Source organism: Streptomyces tricolor (assembly GCF_002155905.1).
Taxonomy (GTDB): domain Bacteria; phylum Actinomycetota; class Actinomycetes; order Streptomycetales; family Streptomycetaceae; genus Streptomyces; species Streptomyces tricolor.
The window spans coordinates 1-12471 of record NZ_MUMF01000847.1 but is presented as its reverse complement, the minus strand read 5'-3'; the positions used below and the strand labels follow the sequence as shown (position 1 = coordinate 12471).

Below are 12471 nucleotides of genomic sequence, written 5' to 3'. Positions count from 1 at the left end.
CTGCGCGCCACCACCGAGCAGCTGCGCGGCCTGCCCCCGGCGCTGGTCATCACCGCCGAGGCCGACGTGCTGCGCGACGAGGGCGAGGCCTACGCCAACAAGCTCCGCGAGGCCGGCGTGCCGGTCACCGCGGTCCGCTTCCAGGGCATCATCCACGACTTCGTCATGCTCAACGCCCTGCGCGGCACCCACGCCGCCGAGGCCGCCATCACCATGGCCGCCCGCACCCTGCACACCGCCCTGCACACCGCCTGAGCCCCCGGCGCGGTACGTGCCTCACGTACGGTCCGCGCCGTCTCCCCCGGCGCCGGGAGACGCGGCGGGCGGACGGGCCGCACCCGGCGCCGGCTGTCCGGCCCAGGGCGCCGGCGCGGCCGGGCCGGGCTGTACCGGCCACGGCGGGGCACCGGCCGTACCGGCTCCCGGCCGGCCCCACGGCGGCGGCACGGGCGCGCCGAACGCGTGGGGCGCCGGAGCACCGTGAACGTACGGGTGTCCCGGGGCGAAGGCCGGCGGCTGCGCCGGGGGCTGCGGGGCCGGGGCGGTACGGTCCAGCCGACGGCGGCGCAGCCACCACGCCACGGCCGCCGTGTACAGCGCGATACTCAGCACGTCGAGCGCGACCACCTGCCAGTTCGCGTCGGCCGCGGTCTCGTCGCTGTTCAGCCCGTCCACGACGGCGGCCGAGACGCCGAAGGCGAAGAGGTTGTTGACCGTGTGCAGGGCGATCGACGCCTCCAGCCCGCCCGTACGCCAGGTCAGCCAGCCCGCGGCCACCCCGAACACCACCAGGTCGGCGAAGCCCCAGGGGGTGCCCCAGCCGTGGGCGGCGGCGAACAGGACGGCCTGCGGCACCAGCGCGGCCCACGGCGAGCGCAGGAACGCCCCGGCGGTCTGCGTCAGCCAGCCGCGGAACACGTACTCCTCGGCGGCGGCCTGCAACGGCACGAGCAGCACCAGCATGGCGAGGGCGAGCCCGAAGTCCGCCCAGCCCGCCCACTGGCTCTCCGGCTCGCCGTCCGCGGGCAGCAGCAGCATGGCGCCCATCCCGAGGGCGACGATCGGCACGGCGGTCAGCACGCACAGCAGCAGCCAGCGCCATCTCAGCCGCCCGGTCACGGAGGAGACCGTGCCGGCCGGCCGCCGCCCGATCCAGCGCACCGTGAGCAGCAGGACGGGTATGCCCACCGCGATGGAGAGCAGGTCCACGGCGGTGCCGGAGACGGGGCCGAACTCCGGCCAGCCGTCGGCGTCCTCCTTGTAGCCGAGGCTCGATCCCACGGCCACGGCGAGGACCATGAGGACGGCCAGGGCGAACAGGTAGGTCACGGCCACGACCAGGGTCCCGAGCAGGGGGCGCCACCACCGGTAGCGCACGGACAGGCGGGCCAGGCGGTGGTACGGGAGCTGCTCGGCGAGCTGTGGCTGTGTCATGCCGTCAGCCTGCCAAAGACATCCAGGCACGCCATCGGCCTGCGGCACGACCGGGTTCTCTATCTCTGGTTGGGTGTCTCCGTCCCTGGTGGGGGGCGGCCCCTCGTCCTCGGGTCCGGTGCCCGCCGCGCGGGGCGGCCTCTACGCTCGTCGGCGACATGGAGACGATACGTAACTGGCTTCTGCCCCTGCTGCTGGCGGCCGGGCAGGGAGCCCTGCTGTGGCCCGGGGCGGGCCTCGACGGCGCGCCCGGCGGGCCGGCCCTGTTCGGCGTGCTGGGCGCGCTGGCCCTGGAGACGGCCGCGCTGGGACGGCGCCGGACCGCCCCTCTGCGGGCGCTGGCCGGCACCCTGGGTGCCGTGGTGCTGGGCGGACTCGCCTGGCCGGACGGCTATCTGGGCTTCGGCTCGCTGGTCGCCCTGTACTCCGTCGCGGTCCGCTGCCCGGTGCCGGTGACGGTGCGGGCCGTGGCCGCCGTGGTGGGCGTCGAGTGGGTGCTGGCCGCGGTGCAGGAGGGGCCGCGGGTCGCACTGCTGTCCGACATGGCGATCACGCTCGGCGTGTACCTGCTGTGCGCCGGACTCGGCGAGGCGCGGCGTCAGCGGCTCGCCGGCCGGCTCAGCGCGGCCCGGCGGCTGGCCGGGGCGGAGCACGCCCGCCGGCTGGCGGGCGACCACGAGCGCCGCCGGCTGACCCGGGAACTGCACGATGTGAGCGCCCATCACCTCACCTCGGTCGTGGTGACCGTCGACGCCGCGCACCGGCTCCAGGACAGCAGGCCCGACCTGGCCGCCGAGGCGCTGTCGTTCGCGGAGCGCACCGGCACGGAGACCCTCACGGCGCTGCAACGGCTGGTGGGGCTGCTGCGGGACACCGACCGCCCGGACCACCGGCCGATGAGCGGGAGGATCGAGGAACTGGTCGCGGGCTTCGGCCGGCTGGGCCGTCCGGTCACCGCGCGGCTGCCCGACGACCTGGCCGGCCCGTCGGCCGAGGCGATCCACGGCATCGTCCGCGAGGCCCTCACCAACGCGCTGCGGTACGCGCCCGGCGCCGCCGCCCGGGTGCTGGTCCGGCGGGCGGACGGCCTGCTGGAACTGACCGTGGAGAACGCGCCGCCGCGCGCCGCCGCGCCGGGTGCCGGGGGTCTGGGCGCGGGGCGCGGCCTGGCCGGGATGCGGGAGCGCGCCGCTGCGGCCGGTGGCGAACTGACCGCCGGGCCCACGCGGGAGGGCGGCTGGCGGGTGCGCGCCACGCTGCCCGACGGGGCCGGGACACCGCCGTCCGAGCAGGGCTGGCGGCGGGACGTCCTGCGGGAGCAGCGGCTCGCCGATCCCGCGCTGGCGCTGGCCGCCATGATCCTGCCGGTCTCGTTCGCGCTGGCGCTCACGGAGGAGTGGTCGGCCGCCGCCCGGCGCGCCACGCTGCCGGCGCTGCTGGTCGTCTGCGGGCTGCTGGTGCTGCACGCGCTGCCCCTGCTGTGGCGCCGGCGTGCTCCGTGGGCGGTGCTCGGCGCCGTGCTGGCGACGGCCTGGCTGGGTCCGGTGGTGGTCGCCGCCTGGCCGGTGCCGTCGCAGGTGGCGGAGTTCCTCGTCGCGGGGGCGCTCGTGGAGGCGCTGGCCGTGTACGCGGTCGCCGGGTACGGGCGGGGGCCCGGGCGCACATGGCCGGCGCCCCTCGCGGCGACGCCGGGGGTGGCGTGCGCGGTGACGGCCACGGCGTGGGCGGACGGTTCGGTGGCGGGCGAGCCGACGGGACCCGGGGGTGCCGTCCTGCTGGCCTTCACCCTGTCCGTCCTGCTGGGCCCGGTGTTCGCCGCCGTGTGGGGCTGCGGTCTGTTCGTGCGGCGGCGCCGGCTGCGCGCCCTGGCCTACGACGACTTCGCGTTCGCCAGCTCGATGTGGCAGGCGGACCGGGCCGCGGAGGCGGAGCGGCAGCGGCTGGCGGCCACGTTGCGGGACGCCGTACTGGAGCACACGCGGGCGCTCGTCGCCGCGGCCCGGCGGGGCGACCTGGCGGAGGTGGCGGACACGGCCAGGGCGGCGCTGGCCGCGATGCGGGAGATGCTGCGGGGGCTTGGCGACTCGGCGGACGGCGGTGCGGGGCCCGCCGGCCGGCTCGCTCCGTCGCCGACCGTCGCCGACCTGGACGCGCTGTGCGCTGCGCTGCGCTCCGGCGGCCGTGACGTGCGGCTGCGGGGCCTGCCGGAGGCCGCCCGGGAGCTGCCGCCGTCCGTGCAGGTCTCGGTGTACCGGATCGTCGAGGCGGCGCTCGGCGCGGGCGACCCGGGGCCGGCCCGGGTGACGCTGCGACGCCGCCGCGGCACCCTGCGGATCACGGTGACCGGGGTACGGCTCGCCGTCGCCGGCCCGGTCGCCGAACGCCTTCGGGTGCAGGTCGCCGCGGGTGAGGGACGGATCCTGTGCGAGCCGACCGGTACGCTACGGGTGTCGTTGCCGGCCGGAGTCGTTCCGGCCCCCGCCCAGGAGGTGTCCCCGTCGCCATACGCGTGATCGTCGTCGACGACCAGGCCGTGGTCCGGGCCGGATTCGCCGCCATCGTGGACGCCGAACCCGGTCTGACCGTGGTGGCCGAGGCCGGCGACGGAGCGACGGCGGTGTCCCTCGCCGCCGCGGAGAAACCCGACGTCGTCCTGATGGACATCCGGATGCCGGGCATGGACGGCCTCACCGCGACCCGGCTGATCACCGAGACGCCCGGCGGGCCGCGGGTGCTGGTGCTCACCACGTTCGACCTGGACGAGTACGTGTACGAGGCGCTGCGCGCCGGTGCGTCCGGGTTCCTGCTGAAGGACGCCCGGCCCGAGGAGCTGCTGTCCGCGATCCGGGTGGTCGCGGACGGCGACGGCATCCTGGCGCCGGCCGTGACCCGCCGCCTCATCGACACCTTCGCCCGCAGCGCCCCGCCCCCGCCCGCGTCCTCGGCAGCCGGTCCCCTCGGCCGGCTCACCCAGCGGGAGCGGGAGGTCCTGCTGAAGATCGCCTCCGGTCTGACCAACGCCGAGATCGCCGCCGAACTCGGCGTCACCACGGGCACGGTCAAGAGCCACGTGAACGCCCTGCTGTCCAAGCTCGGCCTGCGCGACCGGGTCCAGGCCACGATCCTCGCCTACGACACCGGTCTGATCAGCCCGCGCGGCGTCCCGCCGGGCTGACCGCGGGACCGGGCCGCCGGGGCGGCAGAGGTCGATGTCCGTTGCCCGCCGGTGTCCGCCCCGGCCGTCGGCTGGAATGGAGCCATGACTTCACGAACGAACCTGCGGGGCAGGACGGCACTGGTCACCGGCGGCAGCCGGGGCATCGGAGCGGCGACGGCACGGCGGCTGGCACGGGAGGGTGCGGACGTGGCCGTGACCTATGTGCACGGCAAGGACGCGGCCGAGAACGTCGTACGGGACATCGAGGCACTGGGGCGGCGGGCGGTGGCCCTGCGCGCCGACTCCGCGGACGCGGCCGAGGCGGCGGGCGCGGTACGGCGCGCGGCCGAGGAACTGGGCGGCCTGGACGTGCTGGTGAACAACGCGGCGGTGGGGCTGATGGGGCCGCTGGAGAGCCTGTCCCTCACCGACGTCGACCGGCTGCTCGCGGTGAACGTGCGCGGCGCCTTCCTGGCCGCCCAGTCGGCCGCCTCCCTGATGGGATCCGGTGGCCGGATCATCACCGTCGGCAGTTGTGTCACCGCGCGCGTGCCGGGCCCCGGGGCCACCCTGTACGCGATGAGCAAGTCGGCCGTCGTCGGGCTGACGAAGGCCCTGGCGCGGGAGCTGGCCGGGCGGGGCATCACGGCGAACGTCGTGCACCCGGGCCCGACCGACACCGACATGAACCCCGCGGACGGCCCGTACGCCTCCGGCCAGGCGGCCATGACCGCCCTCGGCCGCTACGGCACGGCCGAGGAGGTGGCGTCCATGGTGGCGTTCCTCGCGGGGCCGGACGCGGCGTACGTGACGGGCGCGGAGTTCTCGGTGGACGGCGGGTACGGGGCCTGACAGCCGGGGCACGGGAGGGCGGTGGCCGCCCGGTCGCGTCCGGGCGGCCCGCGTCAGGTCTCGTCCAGGCGGCGTACGTCCTCCTCGTCCCACTTCCTGGTGTCACGGGGCCGGGTGTAAGGCTCGGCGCGGGGCGGATGCCCGCCGGCCACGGCCCGCTGCCGGACGGTCTCCGCGTCGAACTCCAGTCCCAGCAGGATGGCCAGGTTGGTGATCCACAGCCAGACCAGGAAGACGATGACGCCGGCCATGGTGCCGTAGGTCTTGTTGTAGGAGGCGAAGTTGGCGACGTAGAACGCGAATCCGGCGGAGGCGGCCATCCAGATCAGCAGGGCGAGGACACTGCCCGGGGTGATCCAGGTGAACCCCTTGACCTTGGCGTTCGGGGTCGCCCAGTACAGGATGGCGATCATCACGGTGACCAGCAGGACCAGCACCGGCCACTTCGCGATCGCCCAGACGGTCAGCGCGGTGTCGCCGAGCCCGAGCGCCTGCCCGGCGCGGCCGGCCAGCGCGCCGGTGAAGACCACGATCAGCGCGCTCACCACGGCGAGGACCATCAGCACCACGGTGACGCCGACCCGCACCGGCAGCAGCTTCCACACCGGGCGGCCCTCGGGCATGTCGTAGACGGCGTTGGCGGCGCGGATGAACGCGGCCACATAGCCGGACGCCGACCACACGGCCAGCACGATGCCGACCAGGGCCATGACCGAGCCGACGCCGGCCCCGTCCCGCAGCTGCTCCACGGCCCGGGTGATGATGTCCCGGGCGGGGCCGGGCGCGAGGTCGTCGAGGTTGGCCAGCACCCGGTCGGTGACCGACCTGCCGGCCACCGCCAGCAGGGAGACCAGGACCAGCAGGGCGGGGAACAGGGACAGCACGGCGTAGTAGGTGAGCGCCGCGGCCCGGTCGGTCAGTTCGTCGTCCCGGAACTCGCGCAGGGCGCCCTTGAAGGCGGCGGCCCACGCCCGCCGGGGCAGCTTCACCGGTGTCTCCGGTGCCCGCCGCTCGACCTCGGGGGCGGGACCGGCCTCCTCCGGCGCCGGGATCCGCGGTGCGGGTGTCTCGTCGGCGGCCTGCCGGTGGTGCCGCCGGGGTACGTGCAGCTTCGCCATGTCTGCCGGGTAACCCGGCCGGGCGGGCTCAAGCCCCCCGGCCGGCGGATCACTCGTCGGCCGGGCGGGGGCGCAGCATCAGGGCGGCGAGCAGTGCGGTGCCGGCGAGGCCGAGGGCGGCGATGGTGGTCACGGCGGTGAAGCCGCGGTCGTAGGCGTGCCGGCCGGCCTGCAGCAGGGCGTCGGCGGTGCGGGCGGGCAGGTGCGGGGCCAGCTCCTCCACCGCCGCGTAGGACTTCTCGGCGGTGGCCCGCTCGTCGCCGCCGAGGCCGGGGACGGAGGGCAGGCCGGTGCGGTAGGCGGCGGTCAGTACGGTGCCGAGGACGGCGACGCCGAGGCCCGAGCCGAGTTCGAAGGAGGTCTCCTGGATGGCGGCGGCCTCCCCGGACCGCTCGGGCTGGGCCGCGCTCATGATGGAGTCGGCGCCGAGGGTCATCACGATGCCGGCGCCGTATCCCGCGCAGAGCAGGGGGACCAGCAGGGCGCCGTAGCGGCCGGTGTCGCCGGTGAGGGCGATGACCGCCATGGCGGCGGCGAACAGGGCCAGGGCGGCGGTCAGCGCCCACCGGTTGCCCCAGCGGTTCGCGGCCCAGGGTGCCGTCACGGCGCCGACCGCGTTGGCGCCGGCCAGCGGCATGAGCGCGAGACCGGCGCGCAGCGGGGAGTAGCCGCCGACCTGCTGGAGCCACTGAGTGAGGAAGAACAGCAGCGCCACGTAGCTGCCGAAGCAGCCGATCACGCAGAGGGTCGCGGTGGTGAACCGGCGCTCGCGGAACAGGGAGAAGTCCAGCAGGGGTTCGGGGATGCGGCGCTGGCGGCGGACGAAGACGAACAGCAGGAGGGCGCCGCCAGCGGCGGTGGCGAGGATGACGCCGTCGACGCCCGCGTGCTCGCCGGCCTGCTTCAGGGCGTAGACCACGCCGGCCAGGCCGGTGACGGACAGCGCGACACTGGCCACGTCCCAGCGGCGCGGGAGCGGGTTGCGGGACTCGGGGATGACCTTGGCGCCGACGGCCAGGATGACGACGATGACGGGGACGTTGATCAGGAAGACCGCGCCCCAGCCCCACCTCTCGGTGACGATCCCGCCGACCAGTGGGCCGATCGTCGCGCCGACGCTGTGCGCGGCGGTCCAGATGCCGATGGCGACGGCCCGTTCCCGGTCGTCGGTGAAGACCACCCGGATGATCGCCACCGTGGACGCCATGATCATCGCCGCGCCGACGCCGAGCGCGGCGCGTGCCGCGATCAGCTGGGCGGTGGTCGCGGAGAAGGCGCACGCCGTGGAGGCGAGGCCGAAGGTGAAGAAGCCGCTGAGCACCATGCGGCGCCGGCCGATCCGGTCGCCGAGCGTGCCGCAGGTCACCAGCAGCGCGGCGAGGGTGAGGGAGTAGACGTCGACGATCCACAGCAACTGTGCGGGGGACGGCTCCAGTTCGCGGCTCATCCGGGGCACGGCGACATGCAGCACCGTGAGGTCCGTTCCGCACAGCAGCAGGCTGCCCGACACCACGGCGAGCACCAGCCAGCGCCGTGCGTGGATACGGGCCGCCTCGTCCGGCTCCGTCGTCTCGCCGGCCGCGCGCGGCACTGCCGGTGCTTCCTTGTGTGACATATTCTCAGTTTCTGGAGATACCAACTCGGGCCGCAAGTACGGTCTTTTCTGTGGCCTAGTGCCACGCTGTATACCAATGGAGGTCAGCGGTGCGTTCGAGGGTCGAGGATTCACCGGATCAGTGCGCCGTCGAGTTCGCGATGGAGATTCTGGGGGGCCGCTGGAAACTGGCCATTCTGAAGCAGCTGGTGGCCGGTACGCATCGGTTCGGCGAGCTGCGGCGCGCCCTGCCCGGCGTCACCCAGCGCATGCTGACCCGTCAGCTGCGCGAGCTGGAGGAGGACGGGCTGGTGTCGCGGACGGTGTACCGGGAGGTGCCGCCGCGGGTGGAGTACGCGCTCACCGACATCGGCCACAGCCTGGACGCGATCACCGACGAGCTGGACAAGTGGGGGCACTGGTACCGCGAGCAGGTGCGCGATGCGGTGCCGTCCGGCTCCCGGACCCCGGGGTGAGGGCGGGAGCCGGACGGCGGGCCGGGGTCACAGCGTCGTACAGACCTCCTCGTACGACAGCCGGGGCCCGCGCGGCCGGGACGGTGCTCCGGCCGCCCGGCCGATGTTCACGACGAGCAGCGCGGAAAGGCCGCCGTCCGGGAAGAATTCCCGGTTGACGCCCGCGTCGTCGAATCCGCTCATCGGTCCGGCGGCGAGTCCGGCCGCGCGGATCCCGATGAGGAAATACGCGGCCTGGAGCGCCCCGTTGAGCAGCGCGGACCGCTCCCGCAGCGCGGGATTTCCGGCGTACAGGTCCGCCGCTTCCGGAAACGCCGGGAAAAGCTCGGGAAGCTTTTCGTGGAATCGGGTGTCCACCGCGAGGAGAGCGGTGAGCGGCGCCCGCAGGGTCTTCTCCCGGTTGCCGCGGGAGAGATGGGGTGCCAGCCGTTTCCGGCTCGCCGCGGAGCGCAGCAGGAGCACCCGGAGCGGCTGCTGGTTGAACGCGGTCGGGCCGTGGCGCACCAGCTCGTGCACGAACCTGACCGTCTCCTCGGAGACCGGCTCGTCGGTGAACCGGTCCACGGTGCGGGCCTGCCGGAACAGCAGGTCCTGGGCCGCCGGGTCCAGCGCCGGCGGACGGGTGGTGGGCGTGGTCATGGCCGCGCCGGTCAGAATTCCGCGAGGTTCTGCCGGAGGGTGTTGCCCGGTGTGTACGCGGTGCGGGTCAGACCGCGGCGCTGGAGCGCCGGGACGAGTCCGTCGGTGACCTCGGCGATGTAGCGCCGGTTCAGTCTCAGCAGCGGTGTGGTGATCATGAATCCGTCGCCGCCGACCTCCTCCATCACCTCGCCCATCCGCTCGGCGACCTGGTCCGGGGTGCCGACCAGGTCCACGGAGGACACCAGCCCGCCGGCCCCGTCGATGACCAGCTCCCGCAGGGTCTTGCCGCTCCCCCACTGCTGGAACTTGTCGAGGGTGCCCTGCTCGCCGTTGGTGGTCAGCTTCTGCGGCAGCGGCTTGTCCAGGTCGAACTGGGCGAAGTCGATCTCGGTGAGGGCCGACACCTGGGCCAGGATGTCCTGGATGAACTGCGGCGAGGAGACCATGCGGGCCTGCTTCTCGCGGGCGTCCTGCTCGGTCTCGCCGAGCGTCGGGGTGACGCAGAACAGTACCTTGACGGAGTCCGGGTCGCGGCCGTTCTCCGCCGCCCGGCGCCGTACGTCGTCGCGGAACTCCTTCATGCTCTGCGGGCCGCTGGCGATGGCGATGATGGAGTCGGCGTTGCGGGCCGCGAACGCCCGGCCCCGCGGTGAGGCGCCGGCCTGGACGAACGCGGGCCGGTGCTGGGGCGACGGGACCGTGTTGAGCGGGCCGCGCACGCTGAAGTACTTGCCGCGGAAGTGGATGGGCCGGACCTTGGTGTGGTCGGCGTAGACGCCGTTCTCCCGGTCCAGGACGACCGCGTCCGGGTCCCAGGAGGCGAACAGCTCCTTGACGACGTCGACGTACTCGTCGGCCATCTCGTAGCGGACGTCCCGGGGCGGCAGCTTGTCCAGGCCGAAGTTCTGCGCGGCCAGGTCCTCGGCGCTGGTGACGATGTTCCAGCCGAACCGGCCGCCGAGCATGCTGTCCATGGTGGAGGAGAGCCGGGCGGTCATGAACGGCGGGTAGGCCAGCGTGGACAGCGTGGCCACGATGCCGAGGCGGGTGGTGGCCAGGCCCATGGCCACGGCGAGCGGCACCGGGTCGTGCTTGGGGACGACCATGGCCTGCTTGAGGGCGGCCTCGGAGGTGCCGCCGTAGCTCTCCGGGACCATCAGCTTGTCCTCGACGATGACGTAGTCGAAGCAGGCGCGTTCGAGGGCCTGGGCGACCTCGGTGTGGAACCGGCCGTCCCAGGGGGAGCCGCCGGTGCCGAAGGGGCCCTGCCAGTCGTCGGGGGTGAAGTTGAAGATGAAGGCGAGATGGAACTTGCGGGTCACGGGTGTTTTCCTCCGGGCTGGGCGGTACGGCGCTCGGGGGCGCGGGAGCGGTGGTCGCCGGTCGCGGCGCGGCGGTCGCCGGTCGGGCGGCGGTCGGGGCGGGTCTGGGCGAAGAGCAGCCCCTCGCCCTCGCGCACCAGGGCGACGGCCTCGTCGAGGACATGGCGCAGCAGCTTCTCGCCGAGCGCGGCACTGGACCCCGACGTCGACGACAGGATGCCGCGGTTGCTGATCTGCTCGACGTCGACGGGGTGCAGGTACACGCCGGCCCGGGGCGGCCGGTCGTGGTCCGGGCGTTCGGCGGTGACCAGGTCCGGGTGCAGGTGCAGCATCAGGCTGGTCTCGGTGACGCCGGCGTGCTCGGCGTGCCAGCCGGGGAACGCGGCGATCTCGGCGTCGGTCCAGGTGTCCCGCACCAGGCTCCACCAGCTGAACGCGAACACCTCGGTGCTGTCCAGCAGGCCCTGCTGGCGCACCTGGTCCAGCGCCTCGAAGAGGAACGGCTCGTTCTCGTAGTGGCCGTTGACCACGACGAGACGGGCCATGGGCAGCTGGACCAGGGAGGTGAGCGTCTCCCGCAGCAGGTCGATCAGCGTGCCGCCGGTGACGTGCACGGTGCCGGGGAACTGCAGGCCGCCGCCGCTCTGCGGGAGCGAGCGGGCGCCGAACGCCTGCGCGGGCAGGGTGAAGGCGTCCAGTTCCCGGGCGATGCCGTCGGCGAAGGCCTCGGCGAGGAGCAGGTCGACGGAGAGCGGCAGGTGCGGGCCGTGCTGCTCCACGGCCCCGATGGGCCATACCACCGTCCGGCCCCGGACGGCGTCGGTGACCTGGGTGCTGGTCAGGTCCGTGAGCCGCCGCGGGGCGGTGCGCTCGCCGCTCATGCCGTCGCCCCCTGCGGGGCGGGCTCCGCCGGAGTCCGGCTGCCGGGACCCACGAGGTCCCGGGTCTCCGCGAGGATGCGCTGGAGGGTGTCGTACATGTCGGTGTGCAGGGCGGTGTAGACCTGGGCCGCGTTCGCCCCCACGGCGAGGTAGTCGGCCACGTCCCGGCCGCCGCCGACCCCGCCGCTGGCCAGGATCGGCAGCTCGAAGCCGCGGCGGCGCAGCTGCCAGATGGCGGCGAGCACCAGGGGTTTGATGCCGGGGCCCGAGTAGCCGAACACACCGCCCAGTTCGAGGTCGCCGGTGGCCGGTGACACGGCCGCTCCGGCGATGGTGTCGCTGACCGTGATGGCGTCCGCGCCGCCGGCGATGGCCGCGCGGACCCGGTCGTGCAGGCCCTCGCCGATGGCCAGCTTCACGGCGATCGGGAGGCCGGTGCGGCCCCGGGTCTCGGCGGTGTAGGCGTAGACCCGGTCGGGGTTGTCGTCGTCCAGGCCGTCCTCCTCGTTGAGGCAGGAGATGCCCAGCTCCAGTGCCCGGCACCCGGTGGCCTCGACGTCCTTGGCGAGGGCGGCGAGTTCGGCGGGGCTGTCGGCGTGCACGGAGGCGATGACGGGCAGGCCGTCCTCGGCGAACGAACGCAGCACGCCCAGCCAGTGGTTGACGGTGCGTTTGGAGTACGTGGTGCTGTTCAGCATGCCGACGGGGAGCCGCAGGATGCGCTCGTCCAGCCCGGTGGGCGGGCTGGGGTGGATCGTCTTGGTGACGACGGCGCCGGCTCCCCTTTCGATCAGTCTGCGGATGTTGCGTTCCTGGTCGGTCAGCAACCCGGATCCCACGATCACGGGGTTGGCGATCGGCAGGCCCAGTACGGCCAAGTCGGGCACTTCTCACTCCGTCCGGCGGATGGTTGCGGGCGCTGGGCGGCTAGGCGACGAGGCTGGCGCCGATCGCCTCGCGCTGGCGTTCGGTGGCCGCGAGGACGGCGTCGACCA

At 74.2% G+C, this 12471-nt stretch carries 12 protein-coding genes; 5 read left to right on the top strand and 7 right to left on the bottom strand.

The annotated features are described in order from the left end of the window. Positions 1–255, top strand: a 255-nt coding sequence (locus CCN44_RS40635) for an alpha/beta hydrolase fold domain-containing protein (protein ID WP_143650418.1), incomplete at its 5' end; no start/stop codon positions are given. A gap of 21 nt (positions 256–276) precedes the next feature. On the opposite strand, the gene CCN44_RS40630 is transcribed toward CCN44_RS40635, so the two are convergent. Next, complete coding sequence (locus CCN44_RS40630) at positions 277–1434, bottom strand: CPBP family intramembrane glutamic endopeptidase (RefSeq protein WP_086704193.1); 1158 nt, start codon at positions 1432–1434, stop codon at positions 277–279. Positions 1435–1592: 158 nt separating this feature from the next. On the opposite strand from CCN44_RS40630, the gene CCN44_RS40625 reads away from it, so the two are divergent. The 3 genes from CCN44_RS40625 to CCN44_RS40615 all read left to right on the top strand — a co-directional run bounded on the left by CCN44_RS40625 (position 1593) and on the right by CCN44_RS40615 (position 5443). Then, complete coding sequence (locus CCN44_RS40625; RefSeq protein ID WP_086704190.1) at positions 1593–3947, top strand: histidine kinase; 2355 nt, start codon at positions 1593–1595, stop codon at positions 3945–3947. Next, complete coding sequence (locus tag CCN44_RS40620) at positions 3944–4609, top strand: response regulator (protein WP_086704188.1); 666 nt, start codon at positions 3944–3946, stop codon at positions 4607–4609. The genes CCN44_RS40625 and CCN44_RS40620 overlap by 4 nt, the downstream gene beginning before the upstream one ends. Before the next feature lie 84 nt (positions 4610–4693). Further along, positions 4694–5443 (top strand): SDR family oxidoreductase, encoded by a 750-nt coding sequence (locus CCN44_RS40615; RefSeq protein WP_059247186.1) that lies wholly within the window; start codon positions 4694–4696, stop codon positions 5441–5443. A 53-nt stretch (positions 5444–5496) separates the two neighbouring features. On the opposite strand, the gene CCN44_RS40610 is transcribed toward CCN44_RS40615, so the two are convergent. Together CCN44_RS40610 and CCN44_RS40605 are read right to left on the bottom strand one after the other, a co-directional pair. Then, entirely contained in the window at positions 5497–6561 is a 1065-nt protein-coding gene (locus CCN44_RS40610) for a YihY/virulence factor BrkB family protein (RefSeq protein WP_059247187.1), read from the bottom strand. Positions 6562–6610: 49 nt separating this feature from the next. Continuing rightward, positions 6611–8176 carry an MFS transporter gene (locus CCN44_RS40605; protein ID WP_079080824.1) on the bottom strand — a complete coding sequence of 522 codons (1566 nt, stop codon included), beginning with the start codon at positions 8174–8176 and terminating at the stop codon, positions 6611–6613. A 140-nt stretch (positions 8177–8316) separates the two neighbouring features. Between CCN44_RS40605 and CCN44_RS40600 the strand changes: the two genes are divergently transcribed. Continuing rightward, positions 8317–8631, top strand: a complete 315-nt coding sequence (locus CCN44_RS40600; protein WP_086704185.1) for a winged helix-turn-helix transcriptional regulator — start codon at positions 8317–8319, stop codon at positions 8629–8631. A 27-nt stretch (positions 8632–8658) separates the two neighbouring features. Here the strand turns inward: CCN44_RS40600 and CCN44_RS40595 are convergent, their stop codons facing one another. From CCN44_RS40595 to CCN44_RS40580, 4 genes are read right to left on the bottom strand one after another with little or no spacing between them, the layout of a single operon-like run. Next, complete coding sequence (locus tag CCN44_RS40595) at positions 8659–9270, bottom strand: malonic semialdehyde reductase (RefSeq protein WP_059247189.1); 612 nt, start codon at positions 9268–9270, stop codon at positions 8659–8661. An 11-nt stretch (positions 9271–9281) separates the two neighbouring features. Then, positions 9282–10595: an NtaA/DmoA family FMN-dependent monooxygenase gene (locus CCN44_RS40590; protein ID WP_059247190.1), complete on the bottom strand. Its 1314-nt coding sequence runs from the start codon at positions 10593–10595 to the stop codon at positions 9282–9284. Then, positions 10592–11476, bottom strand: coding sequence for a creatininase family protein (locus CCN44_RS40585; RefSeq protein WP_086704183.1), 885 nt, complete (start codon positions 11474–11476; stop codon positions 10592–10594). The genes CCN44_RS40590 and CCN44_RS40585 overlap by 4 nt, the downstream gene beginning before the upstream one ends. Next, on the bottom strand, positions 11473–12363 hold the full coding sequence (locus CCN44_RS40580) for a beta/alpha barrel domain-containing protein (RefSeq protein WP_223284015.1): 891 nt from the start codon (positions 12361–12363) through the stop codon (positions 11473–11475). The genes CCN44_RS40585 and CCN44_RS40580 overlap by 4 nt, the downstream gene beginning before the upstream one ends. Positions 12364–12471: the final 108 nt, after the last annotated feature.

What these genes read in the sequence shown, in the direction of transcription:
- CCN44_RS40630 (WP_086704193.1), bottom strand. Translation starts at nt 1,434, where the DNA reads ATGACACAGCCACAGCTCGCCGAGCAGCTCCCGTACCACCGCCTGGCC.
- CCN44_RS40625 (WP_086704190.1), top strand. Translation starts at nt 1,593, where the DNA reads ATGGAGACGATACGTAACTGGCTTCTGCCCCTGCTGCTGGCGGCCGGG.
- CCN44_RS40615 (WP_059247186.1), top strand. Translation starts at nt 4,694, where the DNA reads ATGACTTCACGAACGAACCTGCGGGGCAGGACGGCACTGGTCACCGGC.
- CCN44_RS40610 (WP_059247187.1), bottom strand. Translation starts at nt 6,561, where the DNA reads ATGGCGAAGCTGCACGTACCCCGGCGGCACCACCGGCAGGCCGCCGAC.
- CCN44_RS40605 (WP_079080824.1), bottom strand. Translation starts at nt 8,176, where the DNA reads ATGTCACACAAGGAAGCACCGGCAGTGCCGCGCGCGGCCGGCGAGACG.
- CCN44_RS40600 (WP_086704185.1), top strand. Translation starts at nt 8,317, where the DNA reads ATGGAGATTCTGGGGGGCCGCTGGAAACTGGCCATTCTGAAGCAGCTG.
- CCN44_RS40595 (WP_059247189.1), bottom strand. Translation starts at nt 9,270, where the DNA reads ATGACCACGCCCACCACCCGTCCGCCGGCGCTGGACCCGGCGGCCCAG.
- CCN44_RS40585 (WP_086704183.1), bottom strand. Translation starts at nt 11,476, where the DNA reads ATGAGCGGCGAGCGCACCGCCCCGCGGCGGCTCACGGACCTGACCAGC.